This window comes from Streptomyces sp. 4F14, from assembly GCF_048159485.1.
Classification (GTDB): domain Bacteria; phylum Actinomycetota; class Actinomycetes; order Streptomycetales; family Streptomycetaceae; genus Streptomyces.
Genome location: NZ_JBLRVY010000009.1, coordinates 37,608 through 57,317 on the forward strand (window position 1 = coordinate 37,608; position 19,710 = coordinate 57,317).

General features: G+C 72.3%; 15 protein-coding genes. 9 read left to right on the top strand and 6 right to left on the bottom strand.

The window, feature by feature from the left end; genetic code table 11:
• Positions 1-12 precede the first annotated feature (12 nt).
• From ACLZOT_RS17450 to ACLZOT_RS17475, 6 genes are read right to left on the bottom strand one after another with little or no spacing between them, the layout of a single operon-like run.
• Positions 13-1,245: a cytochrome P450 gene (locus ACLZOT_RS17450; protein ID WP_416969853.1), complete on the bottom strand. Its 1,233-nt coding sequence runs from the start codon at positions 1,243-1,245 to the stop codon at positions 13-15.
• Positions 1,242-2,909: an AMP-binding protein gene (locus ACLZOT_RS17455; RefSeq protein WP_416969854.1), complete on the bottom strand. Its 1,668-nt coding sequence runs from the start codon at positions 2,907-2,909 to the stop codon at positions 1,242-1,244. The genes ACLZOT_RS17450 and ACLZOT_RS17455 overlap by 4 nt, the downstream gene beginning before the upstream one ends.
• Positions 2,906-4,084, bottom strand: coding sequence for an NAD(P)/FAD-dependent oxidoreductase (locus tag ACLZOT_RS17460; RefSeq protein ID WP_416969855.1), 1,179 nt, complete (start codon positions 4,082-4,084; stop codon positions 2,906-2,908). The genes ACLZOT_RS17455 and ACLZOT_RS17460 overlap by 4 nt, the downstream gene beginning before the upstream one ends.
• On the bottom strand, positions 4,081-5,328 hold the full coding sequence (locus ACLZOT_RS17465) for a DegT/DnrJ/EryC1/StrS family aminotransferase (RefSeq protein ID WP_416969856.1): 1,248 nt from the start codon (positions 5,326-5,328) through the stop codon (positions 4,081-4,083). Before ACLZOT_RS17465 ends, ACLZOT_RS17460 begins: the two co-directional genes overlap by 4 nt.
• A 2-nt stretch (positions 5,329-5,330) precedes the next feature.
• The gene (gene dmpG, locus ACLZOT_RS17470; protein WP_416969857.1) at positions 5,331-6,395 is read right to left on the bottom strand and encodes a 4-hydroxy-2-oxovalerate aldolase; all 1,065 of its coding nucleotides are present in this window, start codon (positions 6,393-6,395) and stop codon (positions 5,331-5,333) included.
• Positions 6,392-7,285, bottom strand: a complete 894-nt coding sequence (locus ACLZOT_RS17475) for an acetaldehyde dehydrogenase (acetylating) (RefSeq protein ID WP_416969858.1) — start codon at positions 7,283-7,285, stop codon at positions 6,392-6,394. The genes dmpG and ACLZOT_RS17475 overlap by 4 nt, the downstream gene beginning before the upstream one ends.
• Before the next feature lie 272 nt (positions 7,286-7,557).
• Between ACLZOT_RS17475 and ACLZOT_RS17480 the strand changes: the two genes are divergently transcribed.
• The 9 genes from ACLZOT_RS17480 (at position 7,558) to ACLZOT_RS17520 (ending at position 19,591) form a co-directional block, all read left to right on the top strand.
• Positions 7,558-9,567 carry an amino acid adenylation domain-containing protein gene (locus ACLZOT_RS17480; RefSeq protein WP_416969859.1) on the top strand — a complete coding sequence of 670 codons (2,010 nt, stop codon included), beginning with the start codon at positions 7,558-7,560 and terminating at the stop codon, positions 9,565-9,567.
• Positions 9,564-10,346 carry a thioesterase II family protein gene (locus ACLZOT_RS17485; protein WP_416969860.1) on the top strand — a complete coding sequence of 261 codons (783 nt, stop codon included), beginning with the start codon at positions 9,564-9,566 and terminating at the stop codon, positions 10,344-10,346. Before ACLZOT_RS17480 ends, ACLZOT_RS17485 begins: the two co-directional genes overlap by 4 nt.
• Positions 10,343-11,533 carry a cytochrome P450 gene (locus ACLZOT_RS17490; protein ID WP_416969861.1) on the top strand — a complete coding sequence of 397 codons (1,191 nt, stop codon included), beginning with the start codon at positions 10,343-10,345 and terminating at the stop codon, positions 11,531-11,533. Before ACLZOT_RS17485 ends, ACLZOT_RS17490 begins: the two co-directional genes overlap by 4 nt.
• Before the next feature lie 13 nt (positions 11,534-11,546).
• Complete coding sequence (gene upp / locus ACLZOT_RS17495) at positions 11,547-12,227, top strand: uracil phosphoribosyltransferase (RefSeq protein ID WP_416969862.1); 681 nt, start codon at positions 11,547-11,549, stop codon at positions 12,225-12,227.
• Positions 12,228-12,252: 25 nt separating this feature from the next.
• A complete protein-coding gene (locus ACLZOT_RS17500) occupies positions 12,253-13,551 on the top strand; it encodes a hypothetical protein (RefSeq protein WP_416969863.1) in 1,299 nt (432 codons plus the stop codon).
• A 44-nt stretch (positions 13,552-13,595) separates the two neighbouring features.
• Complete coding sequence (locus ACLZOT_RS17505) at positions 13,596-14,864, top strand: histidinol-phosphate transaminase (protein WP_416969864.1); 1,269 nt, start codon at positions 13,596-13,598, stop codon at positions 14,862-14,864.
• Between the two features lie 35 nt (positions 14,865-14,899).
• Positions 14,900-15,328 carry a cobalamin B12-binding domain-containing protein gene (locus tag ACLZOT_RS17510; RefSeq protein WP_416969865.1) on the top strand — a complete coding sequence of 143 codons (429 nt, stop codon included), beginning with the start codon at positions 14,900-14,902 and terminating at the stop codon, positions 15,326-15,328.
• Positions 15,328-16,611: a methylaspartate mutase gene (locus ACLZOT_RS17515; protein ID WP_416969866.1), complete on the top strand. Its 1,284-nt coding sequence runs from the start codon at positions 15,328-15,330 to the stop codon at positions 16,609-16,611. Before ACLZOT_RS17510 ends, ACLZOT_RS17515 begins: the two co-directional genes overlap by 1 nt.
• Before the next feature lie 115 nt (positions 16,612-16,726).
• The gene (locus ACLZOT_RS17520; RefSeq protein WP_416969867.1) at positions 16,727-19,591 is read left to right on the top strand and encodes an AfsR/SARP family transcriptional regulator; all 2,865 of its coding nucleotides are present in this window, start codon (positions 16,727-16,729) and stop codon (positions 19,589-19,591) included.
• The last annotated feature ends 119 nt before the right edge of the window (positions 19,592-19,710 follow it).

Here is a 19,710-nt window from a genome sequence, read left to right on the forward strand (position 1 = left end):
TGCCTCTTCCCCTCAGAAGGTCACCGGCACCTGGTAGATGCCGTAGATGCCGGCGTCGTCCTTGTACGACAGGTCCTCGGCCGGTACGGCCAGCGCCAGGTCCGGCACCCGGCGCAGCAGCGTCTCGAAGACCATCTCCAGCTCCACCCGGGCCAGGTTCTGGCCGAGGCACTGGTGCACGCCGTACCCGAAGGCGACGTGGTGGCGCGCACCCCGCCGGAAGTCCAGCCGGTCCGGGTGCTCGAAGACCTCCTCGTCCCAGTCGGCGGCCAGGCTCGACACGACGATCCCCTCGTCCTTGCGGATGGTGACGCCGCCGATCTCGATGTCCTCGGTGGCGACCCGGGCGGGGGCGTTCTCGACGACGCTGAAGTAGCGCAGCATCTCCTCGACCGCCCCCGGCAGCAGCGACGCGTCGGCGGTGACCTGCGCCTTGAGGTCCGGGTTCGCGAGCAGGGTCACCAGGCCCAGCGAGATCATGTTCGCGGTGGTCTGGTGGCCGGCGATCAGCAGCATGACGGCGGTGCCGACGATCTCGTCGTGGTTCATCACCGGGGTCTCCCGGTTGCGGGCGATGAGCCGGCCGATCAGGTCGTCGGAGGGCTCGCCGCGCTCCTTCTCGGTGACCAGGGTCTCCAGGCAGTCGTTCAGCGCCTCGGAGGCGGCGGCGCGCTCCGGCATCGACACGGTCCGGCTGATCAGCTTGTTCGCCCACGTGTGGAAGTCGTACCGCTCCTCGTGGGGCACGCCCAGGAGTTCGCAGATCACCAGCGACGGCACCGGCTGCGACACGTGCTCGACGAGGTCGGACGGCCGCGGCGCGGCCAGCAGGGCGTCGACGCCGCGGTCGACGATCTCCTGGATGCGCGGGCGCATCGCGGCGATCCGGCGCAGGGAGAACTCGCCGGTCAGGATCCTGCGGTGGGCCCCGTGGTCGGCCCCGTCCAGGTGGATCATGGACCGGCGGGTGGTGAGCCGGCGGACCCGCTCGGACGCCGTGCGCTGCTCGGCGGTCAGCCGTCCCGGGAACGCCGGGTGGAGGCGGTCGGCGCTGACCCGCGGGTCGGCGAGGAGCCTGCGGGCCGGCTCGTGCCCGGTGACCAGCCAGGCGAGCTGGCCGTCGGGCATCCGGACCCGGCTGACCGGCTCCTGCCCGCGGATCTCCCGGTACTCGGCCGGCGGGTGCATGGGGCACGCGCGGGCCATCGGGAACGCCGGAACGTCGTGGTCGAGCATCTCGGTCATGGGTTCCCGTCTCTCCTGGGCCGCCGTTCCGCTGCCGCCGCACGCAGGGCGACCCGGTTGATCTTGCCGACGCCGACCATCGGGAGGGCGTCGACCACCTTCAGTTCCTCGGGCAGTTTGAACGTGGCGATGCCGCGCTCGGTGAGGAAGCGGCGCAGCGCGAGCAGCGTCGGCCGCTTCCCGGGGTCGCGGGGGACGGCGAAGACGCAGACGGTCTGTCCCCAGACCGGGTGCGGCATCGCGACCGCCGCGACCGCCCGCAGCAGGGGGTGCCCGTCGAGCAGGGACTCGATCTCCCCGGCCGAGATCTTCTCGCCGCCCCGGTTGATGACGTCACCGGTCCGGCCCTCCACCACCAGGCCGCCCGAGGGATGGATCCGCACCAGGTCGCCGGTGCGGTAGAAGCCGTCGTCGGTGAAGGCGCGCGCGTTGGCCTCCGGCGCCCCGTAGTACCCGGCGACCGTGTAAGGCCCCCGGGTCAGGAGTTCTCCCGCCTCGCCCTCGGCGACCTCCTTGCCGTCCTCGTCCACGACGCGGATCTCGTCGCCGGGCGAGGCGGGCCGGCCCTGGGTGTGGGCGACGACGTCGGCGTCGTCGTCCAGGGCGGTGTAGGCCAGCAGCCCTTCGCTCATGCCGTAGCACTGCTGGACCGTGCAGCCGAGCAGCGCCCGGGCCTCGGCGGCGGGCGCGGGCTCCAGGCGGGCGCCCCCGACCTGGAGCACGCGCAGCGACGCCGGCCCGCGTCCCCGCTGCCGGACCTCGGCCAGCCACTGGGTGACCAGCGCGGGCACCAGCGTCGTATGGGTCACCCCCTCGCGTTCGACGAGGTCGAGCGCCGCCGCCGGATCGCCCGGCGAGCCCAGCACGATCCGGCCGCCGAAGGCCAGGACGCCCAGCATCCCGGGGCAGTTGAGGACGAATCCGTGCGCCCCGGACATGACCGCGAGGTAGACCGTGTCGGGGGACAGCCCGGCCCACTGAGCGGCCGTGCGGATCATGTAGCCGTAGCCCTCGTGGGTGCGCGCGATCGGCTTCGGGGGGCCCGTGGTGCCGCTGGACAGCAGGAAGACGGCGGGCTCGTCGTCCATCGGCGGCCCCAGCTCGGGCAGGTGCCCGGCGCCGGGGTCCGGGCGGCACAGCTCGACCAGGTCGACGGTGTCCGGGTCGGCGGGACCGGCGACCAGGAGGTGCCGGATGCTCGGACAGTCCCGCTGGAGTTCCCGCGCCAGCGCGGCATGGTCGAAGCGCTGCCAGCGGCGCGGTACGGCCACGGCGGTGGGCCGGGTGGCCGCCACCACCGCCAGCAGCTCGCGGCGGCGCAGCGTCGGCACCGCCATCACCGGATGCGCCCCCAGCCGCATCAGCGCCAGCGGCAGCACCACCAGCTCCAGGTCGTTGGGGAGCTGGACCAGCACCCGGTCCCCGCGCGCGATCCCCAGCGCGGCCAGCTTCGCGGCGGCCCCGGCGACCGCGTCCGCCAGCTCACGCCGGGTCAGCCGGCCGCTGGGCCCGCGGACGGCCTCCTTGCCGGGCTGGTCGTCGGCATGCCGCAGCGCCAGGCGGTCCACCCGCTCGGGAAGCCACCAGCCCTGCCGGCGGTACTCCCGGGCGCGGTCCGGCGGGATGCGCGGAAGGGCGGGGTCCTCGGGACGGAACGGGTTCACGCTCGGGCCTCCGCCGCTTGCAGGGCGAGCCGGGAGATGTCGTACGGGGTGGCGTCGTCCACGGCCAGGTCGGCGCAGATCCGGCCGAAGAGGGGGACGAACTTGAACGCCCAGCCCGCCCCGTAGACGACGAGCCGGTCCCCGTGGGGCACCAGGTCGCGGGCGGTGCCGAGGAAGAACTGCCGTTCGGGATCCGTGGGCAGCACGGCCAGGCAGGTCGAGGTCCGGGCCGGGTCGGGGTCGACGCTGGGCAGATGGTCCCGCAGCCAGCCGGACAGGCGTGCCATCTGGCGCGGGTCGGCGGCCCCTGCGGACGCCGACGGGTGGGGGAGCGGGTCCACCTCGAAGATCGGCCCGCAGCGCACGAACTCCCCGGGCGCCCAGGGGTTGTGGCCGAACCCGTAGAACAGGTTGGTGTCCTCGGGCGTCGGCTGCTGGAAGGCGAACCAGAACGGCGCCTCGGCCACCGGCACGGCCTGCCGGTAGGTCGCGATCGCCATCTCGTACACCGAGTACGCGAGCCGCGCCCCGAGCGGCTCCAGCAGGTCGTTGGTGTAGGGACCGCAGGCCAGTACGGCCTTGCCGGCCCGGTAGGCGCCCCGGTCGGTGGTGACGCTCACGCCGTCCGCGTCCGGCACGAGCCCCGTCACCGCCTCACCGGAGTGCAGGGCGCACCCCGCCGCCTGCGCGAGCGTGAAGAGGGCCGCCAGGGTGCCCCGGACGTCGATCGTGCCGCCGTCGGGCTGGAGGAACCCCTCGTAGTGCCGGGGCAGGCCGCGGAACCCGAACCGCCGCTCGATATCGGCCGTGCCGAGCCATTCGTAGCGCACCGAGAGCTTGTCCATCATCTCGGCGGTGCCCGATATCTGGCCCTCGTTCGTGATCACGTCGGTGTCCCCGAACCACAGGCTGCCGATCTCGTGGATGAGGCGGCGCTCGCAGCGGCTCTCCAGCTCGCGCCAGAGCGGAAGGGTCTCCAGCGTGAGGCGGAACAGGTCCTCCTGGGTGTACTGGAGCCGCCAGTGGCGTTCGGCGCCGCTGGTTCCCGCGGTCTCGTTGAAGTACGTGTGCCGCTCCAGGACCAGCACCCGCTGTCCGCGCTCCGCCGCCTGCCAGGCGGTGGCCAGGCCGACGGGCCCGCCGCCCACGACCACCACGTCATAGGACTCCGTCATGCCCGGGCCTCCTCGTAACTCGACGTTCCGCCCAGCGCGGCCTTCAGGGCCAGCACCAGGTGCTCGACCTGGCCGTCGGTCATCGACGGGTAGCACGGCAGGTTGACCTGCTCGTGGAACCAGAGCCGCTCGGTGACCGGACACTCGCCGAGCCGGTGCCCCCGGCCCCGCCACTCGGGGCGCAGATGGAGGGGGAAGTAGCGCACCTGCACCTGGACCCCGGCGTCTTCGAGGGCGTGGACGACGTCGTCGCGGCTCGTCCCGTGGCCCGGCCGGACGAAGAAGGTGAACAGGTGGTAGGGGTGGCGGATGTCGTCGGGCACCTCGGCCAGCCGTACGTGCGGGAACTCCGCCAGCGTCTGGGAGAGACGCCCCGCGATCCACCGCCGCCGCTCGGTCAGCTCCCCCAGCCGCCGCAGCTGGATGAGCCCGACGGCCGCCCCGGCCTCGCTGAGCGTGGCGTTGCCGCCGGGGTGGCGGACGTGCAGGCACTCCTTCTCGTAGGAGTCCCCGGCCCACATCATCCACGGCTCCGCGCGCTCGTACGGCCCGGCCAGCAGCGGTGAGGGGACGAAGACACCGTCGGCGGCGTTGGAGCGGATCCGGTCGATGCGCTCGGCCCACTCGGGGTCGTCGAAGGTGAGCATGCCGCCCTCGCCGAGCGTCGTGATGTTCTTGCTGGAGTGGAAGCTGAAGCACCCGATGTCGCCCAGCGCGCCGGGCCGCCGGCCCCGGTAGAGGGCGCCCAGCGCGTGCGCGCAGTCCTCGACGACCCGCACGCCGTGCCGCCGGGCCACCCGCATGATCTCGTCCATGCGGGCCGGCCGGCCCCCGTAGTGGACCAGTATCAGCGCCCTGGTCCTCGGGGTGATCAGCGACTCGAACGAGGCGACGTCCACGTTCAGGGTGTCCGGCTCCACATCGCAGAAACGGACCGTCACCTCGGGCGCCAGCAGGGGGTCGGCGGTGGCCTTGAAGGTCTGCGGGGTCACGATGACCTCGTCACCGGGGGCGAGGTCCAGCAGGTGCACCGCGAGCCGGACGGCGACGGTGCCGCTGGTGACCGTCAGCGCGTACCGGCTGCCGATGTGCTCGCGCAGCGCCTGCTCGAACCGGTCCCGCCAGGGCCCCTGGGAGAGGCTCTCGCCGGACCTGACCAGGCTGCCCAGTACGGCCAGTTCGGCGTCCCCGAGGACGCTGCCCACGCCGGGGGCGGGGATGAAGTACCTGGAGTTCTCGTTCATGGTCAACCGTTCCGGGCGCCGCGCAGGGCCAGCGCCACTTCCACGATGAGGTCCTCCTGACCCGCGACCACCTGACGCCGGCCGAGTTCGAAGAAGACGTCGCGCGGATCGACCTCGTACCGCGCGGCGATGTCGAGCACCGGCTTCTTGAATCCGGAGAACACGCCGGCCAGCCCGCTGACGAGGGAGACGGAGTCGATGGTGGGCGGCGCCGGCATCAGCTCCCGCTCGGCGATGTCCGCCGCGTCCAGGAGCCGGTACAGGTCGATGCCCGTGCGGAACCCCAGCCGTTCGAGCACCGGCACCAGGACTTCCAGCTGCGTGTTGCCGGCGCCGGCGCCGAAGCCCCGCGCGCACGCGTCGAGGATCCCGGCGCCCGCCTCCGCGGCGGCGATCGAGTTCGCCACGGCCATCCCGAGGTTGTTGTGCCCGTGGAACATCACCGGCACGTCGACGGCGGCGCAGATGGCCGTGATGCGCTCGGTGACGTCCGAGGGGAGGAAGTAGCCCGAGGAGTCGAGGATGCCCACGCCGCTCGCGCCGAACTCGACGAGGCGCGCGCACTCCTCGGCGAGCTGGTCGGGGCTCGCCATGTGCGTCATCAGGAGGATGCCGTGCGCCTCCACACCCTCGTCGGCCAGGAACCCGAGGTGCCGCTCGGCGACGTTCGCCTCGGTGCAGTGCGTCGCGATGCGGATCAGGTCGACCTCGTACCCGATGGCGTTCTTGAGGTCCTGGACCGTCGCCCAGCCCGGGAACATGAGGACGCCGAGCTTGCTGGTCGTGAGGGTCTCGCGGGCGATCGACATCATCTCGTCGTCGCTCAGCCGGGCCCGGCCGACCTGGAGGGAGGAGGCGGCCAGGCCGTTGCCGTGGCCGACCTCGACGACCGGGACCGACGCGGCGTCGGCGGCGGCCAGGTAGGCGCGGAACTGCTCCGCGCCGAGGCTGTGCCGGACGGCGTGCTGGCCGTCGCGCAGGGTCGGGTCGTGGATCTGGACCGGCCTGCCCGAGGCGGTCTCCGGGGTCGTCTCCGGGGTCGTTCCCCGGCTCGTTTCCTGGCTCATGACGTCCCCCTGCCCGCCGGCGCGAGCCGGTCCGCCGCGTAGAACTCGGCGGCCCGGACGGCGGCGGAGTTGATGATGTCGAGATTCCCGGCGTACCGCGGCAGCCGGTCGCCGGCCGCCGCGACCTCCACGGAGACGAACGCCCGGGAGTCGTTCACGGTGCACACCTTGACCTCGAAGCCCTGGGCGAACGTGCGGATCTCGTCCGCCGCCCCGTCCACCAGCGAGCGCACCGAATCGGCGGTCAGGTCCTTGCCCAGCAGGTACATGGCGACCCGGAAGGTCGCCGCTGGGCGGGCCGGGCTGATGTTGACGAGCGCCTTGACGTCCTCGACGCCGGTGAACCAGCGGATCGCGTCCTGCGTGGTCCCCACGTACTCGTCGAGGTTCAGCCGCGAGGCGTGGCCCACGCTCAGGGTGGCGGCCGTGGTCACGACCTCGATGCAGTCGATCGCGTGCACCCGCGAGATCGCGTGCAGGATCGGCAGGCACGCCTGCCCGCCGCAGGTCACCATGCTGATGTCGCGCTGGGAGCCGATGTCCGCCCGGTTGACGGTCGGGACGATCAGCTGCCCGACCCGGCTGGGCGTCAGGTCGACGATCAGCGCGCCGGACGCCGCGAGCTTCTCCGCGTGCTCGGCGTGGCAGGCCGCGTTGGTGGCGTCGAACACCACGTCGAAGTCCTCCCCGGCGTCGACGACGGACCGGATCCCCCCGGTCGCGACCGGCAGGCCGCGCCGGGCCGCCCGCCGGAGCGCCGGGTCGGCGTCGTGCCGGCCCGCGAGGAGCCGCAGGTCGAGACAGTCGGAATGCGTGATCTTGGCCGCCAGGTCCATACCGATGAGTCCGGCGCCGAGGACCGATACGGACAGCCGTCCAGTTGCTGGCAAGGTACGGTCGCCTTTCCGTCGAGGTGCAGCGAGCTGTGCTCGGGGGCTCCTGAATTCCTTTCGCTTCACGCGGGGCGAATTCCTGACGGGGCCCACCTTGGGCCGGGGGCCTTGCCGACGGCTCGCCGTCGCGCTGACCAGCCACCGCAGCGAGCGGGACAAGCGAGGCGTCGAGGCCCTTGCAGGGACACGGAGCGAAGCTGTGCGGGCTTCTTCCGGCGCAACGCCGGTCCGTACGCCGCACCTCTAGCACCCGAAGGGGACTACGAGCCGTGGTCAACCCGATTCATGACGTCAACGGTGTCTCTCTGGTCCTGGTGAACAGCGAGGGCCGGCATGCTCTGTGGGCCGGCGGTCTCGACGTGCCGCCGGGCTGGCGGGCCGTGCACCGGGCGGAGAGCCGCCGGGAGTGCCTGGAGTACGTCGGCGCCCACTGGACGGACATCCGGCCCGCGAGGTCGCCCGCCGACGAGCCCGGCCCCGGAGCCTGCCTGCACGACCTGTTCGCCGCCCAGGCCGCGCGCACCCCGCACGCACCCGCCCTGATCTGGCGGGACCAGCAACTGACGTACCGTCAACTCGACGACGAGTCCAGCCGGTTGGCCGCGTTCCTGCGGCAGCGCGGCATCGGGCCCGGCGCGTTCGTGGGGCTGTGCGTCGAGCGGTCGCCGCAGATGATCACGGCCCTGCTCGGGGTCCTGAAGACCGGCGCCGCCTACGTGCCCCTCGACCCCGAGTACCCGGTCGGACGGCTGCGGTACGTCCTGGCCGACACGGGAGCGCGGCTGCTCCTCACCCAGGAACCGCTGAAACCGCTCTTCCCCGACTACGACGGCGAGATCGTCTGCCTCGACGACGCGACTCCCACCGCGCCCGCGCCGGACGGCCCCGCCCCGCTTCCCTCCGACATCGCCTACGTCATCCACACCTCCGGATCCACCGGCCGCCCCAAGGGCGTCCTGGTGACCCACCGCTCGCTGGCGAACCACAGCTCCGCCGTGAACCGGCACTTCGCCTTCGCCCCCGGCGACCGCGTCCTGCAGTGCAGGCCGCTCAGCTTCGACGCCGCCGCCGAGGAGATCTTCCCCCCGCTCCTGCACGGCGCGGCCCTCGTCCTCGGCAGCGACCCCCTGCGCCAGACCTTCCGGGCCCTCACCCAGCAGATCATCGACACCGGGACGACCTTCCTCAGCGTGCCGACGGCCTTCTGGCACAGCTGGGTCGCGGAGGAGGACTGCCTGCTCCGGCTGGCCGGGGAGTCCGCCCTGCGCACGATGATCGTGGCCGGCGAGAAGGCGTCCCGGCAGGCGCTGCTGACCTGGAAGAAACGGGTCGGCGAGGACATCCGCTGGTTCAACGTCTACGGCCCGACCGAGGGCACCATCACCACCACGGTCCACGAGCCGGGCGCCGACTGGGAGGCCGGCGAGCACGCGTCCGTCCCGATCGGCCACCCCATCGACAACGTCCGCACCCATGTCCTCGACGACGCCCTGCGCCCGGTCCCGCCCGGAACGCCCGGCGAGCTGTACATCGGGGGAGCGGGCGTGGCCGTCGGCTACCTCAACGCGCCCCAGGCGACCGCCGAGCGCTTTCTGCCCGACCCCTTCTCCGGTGTGCCCGGCAGCCGCCTCTACCGCACCGGGGACCTGGTGCGCGCGCGGGCCGACGGCTGCGTCGAGTTCCTCGGCCGCGCCGACCACCAGGTGAAACTGCGCGGCTACCGCATCGAACTCGGCGAGATCGAGGCCGTGTTGGCCGAGCACGAGGATGTCCGCGCCTGCATAGCCCAGGTGAGGGGAGACGGCCCGGACAGCGCCCTGGTGTGCTTCGTGGTCGCACAGGCCACTGCGGCACAGGCCACCGCGGCACCGGCCGAGCTGATCGCCCACCTGCGGGGGCACCTGCCCTGGTACATGATCCCGACGGCCGTCCACGTCCTCGACGCGTTCCCTATGACACCCAACGGGAAGATCGACCGCACCGCCCTGCTCGCCCTCGAACCGGACGACGGCACCGAGGCCGCCCACATCGCGCCGCGCACCCCCGTCGAAGCGGTCCTGGCGGACATCTGGGAGGACATCCTCGGCCAGCGCAACATCAGCGTCGACGCCGACTTCTTCCAGGTGGGCGGCCACTCCCTGCTCGCCGCGAGCCTCATCTCCCGGATCCGCACCCGGTTCGCCATCGGCATGACGGCCCGCGTCCTGTTCGAGTCCCCGACCATCGCCGGGCTCGCCGAGGCCGTCACCCGCGCGACGGACGGAGCTGACCGGCTGTGACACGGCGACAGACCGCTCCCACGAGGTCCGCGTGGATCCGCGCCTTCGGACCGCCCGCCGGGACCCCGCTCGTCTGCTTCCCGCACGCCGGGGGAGCGGCCAGCTACTTCCGCGGCTGGAGCGGCCCCGACACCATCGGGGCCGAAGTCCTCGCCGTCCAGTACCCGGGCCGCGAGAACCGGATCCGCGACCCGTTCCCACCCGACCTGCACACCCTCGCGGACCAGCTCACCGAGGAACTGGACCGGTACCTCGACCGGCCCGCCGTCTTCTTCGGCCACAGCATGGGCGCGGTCATCGGCTACGAGGTCGCCCGCCGCCTGACCGCCGACGGCCGCGGCCACGCCGTACGCCACCTCGTCGTCTCCGGGTGCGGCGCCCCCCACCGGGTGCGGCCCTTCGCGGGGCAGGAAGGGGCCCATCTCCTGGACGACGACCGGCTCGTGGCCCTGCTCAAGGAGCTGGGCTCCGGCAACGCCGGGCTGCTGGACGACCCGGACCTGCGCTCGGTCTTCCTGCCGGCGGTCCGCGACGACTACCGGATCGTCCAGTCGTACGTCCCGCGCGCAGGCGGCCCGCTCCTGCGGACCGACGTCACCGCGTTCGTCGGCCGCCAGGACGAGGCGGTGGGCGTCGGCGACGCGGGCGCCTGGGCCGCCGCGACCCGGGGCCGCTTCGCGCTCCGCACGTTCCCCGGCGGCCACTTCTACCTGGCGGAGCAACGGGGCGACGTCCTGCGGGCCGTCGCCGGCATCATCGACACCGGGAGAGCCGAATGAACGTCGACCTGTCCGACCCGCTCCTCTACCGGGACTCCGACCCGGCACCCGTCTGGTCGCGGCTGCGCGCCGAACACCCCGTCTACCGCAACCGGCGGGCGAACGGCGAGCACTTCTGGGCGGTGATGACCCACGGCCTGTGCACGGACATGCTGACCGACCCCCGCGTCTTCAGCTCCCAGAACGGCATGCGGCTCGACTCCGACCCGCAGGTCCTCGCCGCCGCGGCCGGCAAGATGCTCAACATCACCGACCCGCCCCGGCACGACAAGATCCGCAAGGTCGTCAGCTCGGCGTTCACACCGAAGATGGTCGCCCGCCTGGAGACCACCATGCGGGCGACCGCCGCCCAGGCCATCGACGAGGCCCTGGCCGCCGGGGAGTGCGAGTTCACGCGCGTCGCGCAGAAACTGCCCGTCTCCGTCATCTGCGACATGCTCGGCGTCGCCCCGCCCGACTGGGACTTCATGGTCGAGCGCACCCGCTTCGCCTGGAGCTCCACCGCGCTCGACGAGACCGAGGAGGCCCGCAAGATCCAGGCCCACACCGAGATCCTGCTCCACTTCCAGGACCTCGCCGAGGAACGCCGCAAGGCACCGCGCGACGACCTCATGAGCGCCCTGGTGTCCGGCGAGATCGACGGCGCCCCCCTCACCGGCGAGGAGATCTTCTACAACTGCGACGCCCTCGTCTCCGGCGGCAACGAGACGACCCGGCACGCCACCGTCGGCGGACTCCTCGCCCTCATCGACAACCCCGACCAGTGGCACGCCCTGCGCGACGACCCCGGCCTCATGCCCTCCGCGATCCAGGAGATCGTCCGCTACACCTCGCCCGTCATGCACGCGCTGCGCACCGCGACCGAGGACGTCGAGTTCGGCGGGGCGTACATCGGGGCCGGTGACCACGTCGTCGCCTGGCTGCCCTCCGCCAACCGCGACGAGAAGGTCTTCGAGGACCCGGAGCGCTTCGACATCCGCCGCGACCCCAACCGCCACCTGGGCTTCATCCAGGGCAACCACTACTGCATCGGCTCCTCGCTCGCCAAGCTCGAACTCACGGTGATGTTCGAGGAGATCCTGCGCCGGGTCGAGGTCGCCGAACTCGCCGGCCAGGTCCGCCGCCTGCGCTCGAACCTGCTGTGGGGGTTCGACTCGCTGCCCGTGAAGTTCGTCCCGCGAGCCTGAGGTGATCCACTCCATGACCGCACCGACCGTCCCCCCGATCGAGAAGTACCTCGGCACCAGCCTCCACCTGCTGCCCCAGACCGCCCAACTGCGCGCCCTGCACACCGTGATCCGCGACCGGGACGCACCCCGCGAGGACTTCGTCCGCTACGCCCGCCGGGTCATCCGCATGCTGATCGAGGCCGGCATGGACCTGCTGCCCTTCGAGCCCTGCGAGGTCCGCACCCCGACCGGCGCCGCCTACCAGGGGCTGCGCTTCGCCTCCGGGCTGTGCGGGGTGACCGTGGTGCGCGCCGGGGAGAGCATGGAGGGCGAACTGCGCGACGTCTGCCCCGGGATCAGGATCGGGAAGATCCTCATCCAGCGGGACGAGACGACCAAAGAGGCCCGCCTCTACTACACCGCCCTGCCCGCCGACATCGCCCGGCGGCACGTCCTGCTGCTCGACCCGGTCATGGCGACCGGCGGGACCGCCCTGTCGGCGCTGAAGGTGCTGAGGGACCTCGGCGTGCCCGAGGAGAACATCGTCTTCGTCAACTTCATCACCGTCCCCGAAGGCGTCGCCGCCGTCTGCGAACGGTATCCGCGGGTCAGGATCGTCACCTCCGCCGTCGAGGAGCGCCTGAACGAGGACGCGTGGATGCTGCCCGGCATCGGGGACTTCGGGGACCGCTGGTTCGGCACCGACGCGTAGCAGCGTGCCGGAGCCAGGGACGACCGTGACAACTACCGACCTAAGGGTGGACATGGTGGCCGAACAGGGCCCTTTTCTTCTGCTGAACACCAAGGACATCGTCTCGCGCCTGCACGAGTGGTTCCCGGACGCGGCGCGCGAGCTGGTCGTGGTGACCACCAGGGCGGACATCCCCCCTGCCGAGGACGCCGCGTACGCACGGCGGTTCCGGCACCTGGAGGTGGTGCCCAGCCTCGCCGCGATACCGGACGAGACGCTGGCCGACCTCGCCCGCCGGTTCGGCGTACGCCGGATCCTGTCCCTCGGCGAGCGCGAGGTGCTGCGCGCGGCACGAATCCGGGCCGCGCTCGGCCTGCCCGGACAGAGCCTCGCCTCGGCGGTGGCGTACCGCGACAAGTACGTCATGAAGTCGACGCTGGCGGCGGCGGGCATCGACGTCGCGCCCATGCGCAAGATCCGCACCGACGGCGAACTCGCCGAGTTCATACGGCAGGTCGGTTTCCCGGTCGTCGTCAAGGAGCTCGACTCCGGGGCGTCGAACGGCACCGTGGTCCTGATGGACGAGCGGGACCTGCGCGGCCTCCCGGCCTCTCCCACCGGATCGCCCCGGCTGGCCGAAGCCTGGGTCGAGGGCGACTTCTACCACGTCAACGGCCTGATGAAGGCCGGTGAGGTGGTGGTGGGGGCGCCGTCCCGCAACCTGTACTCCGACTGGTTCTCGGTCGCGTTCGACGCCCCCGCCATGACGGGGATGATGGCCGACGAACACCCCCTGTCCGAACGGCTGCGGAGCACCGCGCGGCAGGTCGTGGCCGCGCTGCCCGCCGTACCCGACCTGTGCGCCTTCCATCTCGAACTGTTCCACACCGCCGACGACCGCCTGGTCGTCTGCGAGATCGCCTGCCGGGCGGGCGCGGCCCTCGTCACCGACGTCCACGAAGCCGCGCTGGGCGTCAACTTCCACGGCGCGAGCCTGCTCGGCCAGGCCGGACGCGGCGAACAGGCCGAGATCCGGCCGACCGGCGAACGGCTCGGCTTCGTCCGGTTCTCCCCGGCCAGGGGGACCCTGCGCGCGCTGCCCGGCTCCTGCCCGCTGCCGGGGACGGTGAGCTACCGGGCCTGCGGCGAGGTCGGACGCTCCTACGACGGCCTGACCGGGCTCGGCCCCCACATCGCGGAGATGGTCTTCCGGCTCACCGAGCCGGACACCGAGGCGGAGCTGCGGCGGATCGAACAGTGGTGGGACGACGCCGTCGTCTGGGAGGACCGGACCAACCCGGTGCCCGACCGCTGGAAGACGTCCCGGCGGCCGGCCCGGACATGACGGGCGACCGGACGCCAGCCCAGCCGTCGGACACCGGAGGACCCATGTACGAGCTGCTCAAGACGATCCTGATCGACGATCTGGAACTGGAAGCCGACCAGATGTCCCCCGACGCGAGCCGCGAGGACGCGGGCCTCGACTCGCTCGCCACCTTCGAACTGTCCCTGGCACTCGGCCAGCGCCTCGGCGTCGAGGTCACCGACGAGGAGCTGTTCGGCCTCAAGACGCTCGCGGAGATCGCGGAGTTCGTCGAGAAGCGGACCACTGGCTCTCCGACGGCGGACGACGCCGGACTCGCCCGGCTGCTCGGCACCGCCGACGGCCCCGCGGATGTCTGTGCCCGTCAACTGGCCCGCAACGAGACCCCGTTCCCGCCACCGGCGCCCGTACTGGACGCGATCACCCGCGCCGCCGCCGACGCCAACCGCTACCCGGACGCGGCCTGCACGGCCCTGACCGCCGCCCTCGCCCGGCACTACGACCTCCCCCCGGACCACATCGCCGTGGGCGCCGGATCCATCACCCTCATCCAGGCCCTGCTCGCGGTGACCGCCGGACCGCAGGCCACCGCCGTCCACTCGTGGCCGTCGTTCGACGGCTACTCCGTCCTCGCGGACGTCGCCGGCTTCCACACCGTGCGCGTACCGCTGGCCGACGGCGCCCACGACCTCGACGCCCTCGCCGCGGCCGTCGACGAGCGGACGCGCCTCGTCCTCGTCTGCAGCCCCAACAACCCGACGGGCGCCGCGTCGAGCGAGGACGACCTCCTGCGCTTCCTCGCCGCGGTCCCGCCGACCTGCCTGGTGCTCCTCGACGAGGCGTACGTCGAGTACGCGCGCGACCCCGGCCTCGGCGTCCGCCTGCTCGGGGCGTGGCCGAACCTGATCGTCGCCCGGACCTTCTCCAAGGCGTACGGCCTCGCCGGCCTGCGGGTCGGCTACCTGCTCGCGGAACCCCGCCTCGTCTCCCGGATCCGGCGCGTGGTCATGCCGCTGAGCGTCAGCGACCTCGCCCAGGCCGCCGCCGTCGCGTCGCTGGAGGCGCGGACGGAACTGTCCGCCCGCGTCGGGCGGACGGTCACCGAACGGGACCGCGTCCGCGCCGAGTTGCTCACCCTGGGCTTCGAAGTCCCGCCCTCGGAGGCGAACTTCGTCTGGCTGCCGCTCGGTGACCGCGCCGAGGAGTTCGCCCGCGTCTGCGCGTCGGCGGGGGTCGACGTGCGGCCGTATCCGGGGGACGGCGTCCGTGTGACGATCGGGATCGCGGAGGACAACGACGCGTTCCTGGCGGCGGCCGAGCGGTACGGGCCGTGAATTCCCTTTCCCCGACCGGCGGAAGAACGTTCGTCGTGACCAGCGTGTCATCGGACGCCCATATGTGGAACCTCGTGTTCCTTCAGCTGCTGCTGGAGGAGAACGGCGGAAACGTGATCAACCTGGGCGCGTGCACCCCGGACGAGTTCATCATCTCCGAATGCGCCAGAATCCGTCCTGACGCCCTGGTCGTCAGCACGGTGAACGGCCACGGCCATATCGACGGACTGCGGCTGATCAGGAAGATCCGCGAGAATCCGGAGCTGGCCCCCATGAAAGTCGTCATCGGCGGAAAACTGGGCGTGCACGGCTCCCGGCACGCGGGATTCGGGGCGGAACTGATCGTGAACGGATTCGACGCGGTCTTCGAGGCGGACGTCGCACTGGACCAGTTCCTCGACTGCCTCGGACTGGGGCCGCCGGCACCGAAACAGATCACCTCCTCGAAGACCCGGAGCAGCTGATGGCGGCTCCGGCCGGCCCCGGACGTTTCACCCGGTTCGTCCGGCGGGCCGCGCGGGACGGGAGGCTCGTCGTCCAGCCGCGCATGGGGTTCGGCACCGTCGGCCAGATGCGCGCCGGACTCGAAGCCGTCAGCGGGATCGAGGCGGCCACGATCGGCACCATCACGGTCGACAGCTACACGCGGGTCAACGACCACGCCTCGGCCCGGCTCGCCCTGGAGCAGGGCGAGGACCTCAACGGATTCCCGCTGGTGGCCCACGGTCCGGAGGTGACCCGCCAGATGCTCGCCGGAATCGCGACGGACGCCTTCCCGGTGCAGGTGCGGCACGGATCGGCGCTGCCCGGCGAACTGTTCGCGGCACTGGTCGCGGCCGGGATCGACGCCACCGAGGGCGGCCCCGTCTCCTACTGCCTGCCCTACAGCCGCGTCCCCCTGGCGCAGGCCGTCGCCGCCTGGGCGGACTGCTGCGAGATGCTCGCGGGAACCGGCGAACCGGTGCATATGGAGAGCTTCGGCGGCTGCATGCTCGGCCAACTGTGCCCGCCGAGCCTGCTGATCGCCCTGAGCATCCTGGAAGGCTTGTTCTTCCGTGAACACGGACTGCGCGACATTTCCGTCAGCTACGCCCAGCAGACCCACCCGCAGCAGGACATCGAGGCGTTGTCCGCCCTGCGCGCGCTGGCCAGTGAATGGCTCGGGGACACCGACTGGCATTCCGTCCTCTACACCTACATGGGCGTTTATCCGCGCAGCCGGCGCGGGGCGTACGGATTACTGGAGGCGAGCGCGGTACTCGCCGCCCGTTCCGGGACCGAGCGGCTCATCGTCAAGACCGCGGCGGAGTCCAACAGGATTCCGTCGATCGCGGAGAACGTCGACGCCCTGGAATTCGCGGCCTCGGTCGCCGAAAGGGAGACGTCGGCCGAACTCGCCGGAATTGTGGATTCCGGGATCTACGAAGAGGCGCAGGCGATCATCACGCACACCCTGACCCTCGGCAGCGACGTCGGCTCGGCGCTCGTCCGCGCCTTCGCGCTCGGCCATCTCGACGTCCCGTTCTGCCTGCACCAGGACAACGCGAACCGCTGCCGCGCCCGCATCGACGGCCGTGGCCGGCTGACCTGGGTCGACCCCGGAGGCGTACCCGTCCCGCAGGCCCGCGCCCTCACCGAGAACCCGGGGCGTCTCACCGCCCGGGGCCTGCTCGACATGCTCAGCTACAACGAACGGCGCTACGACCGGGAGGAAGTGACGGGACGGGAGGCCCACCGGCTCGGGTGAGCCGTCGGCGGCGGCGGGCCGCACAGAAAAGATGATCACGAACTAGGGTTGGGGGTACGGGGCCGCTCGCGAACCACCGGGACTTGTGAAGATGAAAGAAGACGGGATTCGTCATGTGCGCTTTGAGGTCCTGGGATCGGTCAAAGTCTGGCGAAGAGACGTCGAGTTACCCCTCGGACCGCCCAAACAGCGCGCCCTCCTGGCGTTACTCCTGCTGCACCCCGGGCAGACCGTCGGCCTGAGCCAGATCGTCGACGTCCTGTGGCACGGCGACCCGCCGAACAGCGCCGTGAACGTCGTCCACCGGCACATCGGTTCCCTGCGCAAACTCCTGGAACCCGGACTGCCGCCCCGCGCCCCCGGCACCCTCCTGGTGCGCCACGCCCGCGGGTACGGCATCGACGCCGACGCCACCACCCTCGACCTGCTGCGCTTCCGTGACCTCGTCGCCCGCGCCCGCGCCGCCGCCGACAGCGGTGAGGACGGCGCCGCCGCCGAGCTGTACACCAAGGGCCTCTCCCTCTGGCACGGAGAGGCCGCGCAGGGAGTCCCGCAGGACATCCGCGTGCACCCCCTGTTCTCCGCCGTCGACAGCGAACACCTCGCGGCCCTGCGCGAGGGCGCCGACCTGATGCTGGCCCTCGGCACCCCCGTACCCGTACTGCCCCTGCTGCACCGGGCCATCGCCCAGTACCCGCTGGACGAGTCGCTGCACGCCCGGCTGATCCAGGCACTCGCCCAGACGGGGCGGCAGGCGGAGGCGTTCGGGCTGTTCGAGGAGATGCGGCTGCGCCTGAAGAACGAACTCGGCATCGAACCGGGCCGCGAACTGCGCGCCGCCCACACCGGCCTGCTGCGCCAGTCGAGCCGCACCACGAGCCCCCCGGACGCGGGCCCCGAAGCCCCCGAGGAGTTACCCCCGCCGCCCCCCGCGCGGCCGAACGTGCCCGTCACCGTCCGCCCCACCCAACTCCCCCTGGACCTACGCACCTTCGTCGGCCGCAGGGACGAACTGGCCCGGATCACCAGCGCCCTCGACAGACTCGGCCTCGACGAGACGTCCGCGGCCGGCTCCGCGGTGATCAACACCATCGAGGGAATGGCCGGCGTGGGCAAGACGACCCTCGCGGTCCACCTCGCCCACCGCCTCGCGCCCCGCTTCCCCGACGGCCAGCTCTACGTCAACCTCCGGGGCTTCGACGCCAGCGGACCCTGCGTCACCGCCGCCGAGGCCCTGCGCTCGTTCCTCATCGCGCTGGGCGTGTCCGCCCGCCACCTGCCCCCCGACGTCGACTCCCAAGTGGCCCTCTACCGCAGCATCCTCGCGGGCCGCCGGGTCCTGGTCGTCCTCGACAACGCCCGCGACTCCCAGCACGTACGGCCCCTGCTGCCGGGCAGCTGCACCTGCCTCGTCGTCATCACCAGCCGCACCCAGCTGCGCGGCCTCGTCGCCACCCACGGCGCCGCCCCGCTGATCCTCGGCCCGCTGAGCGAGCCGGAGTCCCGGGAGGTCCTCGCCCGCCACCTGGGCGAGGAGCGGACCGCCGCCGAACCCGAGGCCGTCGACGCGATCGTCGCGTTCTGCCACCGGCTGCCCCTCGCCCTGGCCGTCATGGCGGCCCGCGCGGCCACCCTGCCCGCCTTCTCCCTCTCCTCCATCGCCGCCGAACTCCAGGCCGGCCACGACAGCCTCGACGCCTTCGCCGACGACGACCCCTACACCGACCTGCGCACCGTCTTCTCCTGGTCCCTCGACGGCCTCGGCGGAGAGGCGGCGCGACTCCTGCGGCTGCTGTCCCTGCACCCCGGACCCGACCTGTCCGTCACGGCCGCCGCGAGCCTGGCCGCGCTCCCGGTGCGCCGGACCACCGCCCTGCTGGCCAGACTGGCCGACGCCCACCTGGTGATCCGGCCGGTGGCGAACCGCTTCGCCTTCCACGACATGCTCAAGATCTACGCCTCCGAGCAGGTCCAGGACCACGACGACGCCGACACCCGCGGCGCGGCCGTACGGCGCCTGCTCGACCACTACGTGCACAGCGCGCACGCCGCCACGGCCACGCTGACGCCCAACCGCATCGACGCCGCCCCCGACACCCCCGCCGAACCCGGCGTCGAACTCGAACCCCTCACGGAACCCGGCCCGGCCGCGGCCTGGCTGGAGCGGGAACTGCCCGTGCTGCTGTCCACCGTGGTCCAGGCCGGGAACAAGGGCTACCCCGCCCACGCCTGGCTGCTGGCCCAGACCCTGGAGCTGTACCTCGACCGCAGGGGCCGCTGGCAGGACCAGATCGACATCCAGTCCCTCGCCGTGGACGCCGCCCTGCGGCTCGACGACCGGCTCCGCGAGGCACTGGCCCGCCGGGCCCTCGGATTCGCGTACGGCCGCCTCGCCCGCCACGACCGGGCCCACGCCGAACTCCAGGCGGCGATGGCCCTGTTCACCGAACTCGGGCACCCCCGAGGCCAGGCCCGCGCGCACCGCTCGCTGGCCTTCCTCGCCAACAGCCGCGACGAACACGACACGGCCCTGCGCCACTACGCGCAGGCCCTGGACCTGTACCGGTCCGCCGACGACCTCACCGGACAGGCCCTCGTCCTCAACGAGACCGGCTGGACCTACATCCTCCACGGCGCCTACCGGCAGGCCGTCACCGAATGCACCCAGGCCGTGGCCCTGCACCAGCGGATCGGCGACGCCAACGGCGAGGCCGCCGCCTGGGACAGCCTCGGCTACGCCCGCCACCACATGGGCCACCACGAGGAGGCCCTGCGCTGCTACGAGCGCGCCCTCACGCTCTACCAGCACATGAACGACCGCTACCTGGAGGCCGACACCCTCCTGCACATGGGAGACACCCACGAGGCCCGCGGCAGCCGCACCGCCTCCCTGCCCCTGTGGCGGGAGGCGGTACGCATCCTCGACGAACTCGGCCACCCCGAGGCCGAACAGGCACGCGCCCGGCTGAGGAGCAGTTAGGGCGCTTCTGACGGATCTCCGCGGCGTCGCGACGCCCGGCACGCACTCTCGCCGCACCGCGCGAAAGCCCCCGTAGCTCCGCTACGAGGACTCCCACGCGGCACACCGAGAGCACGCAC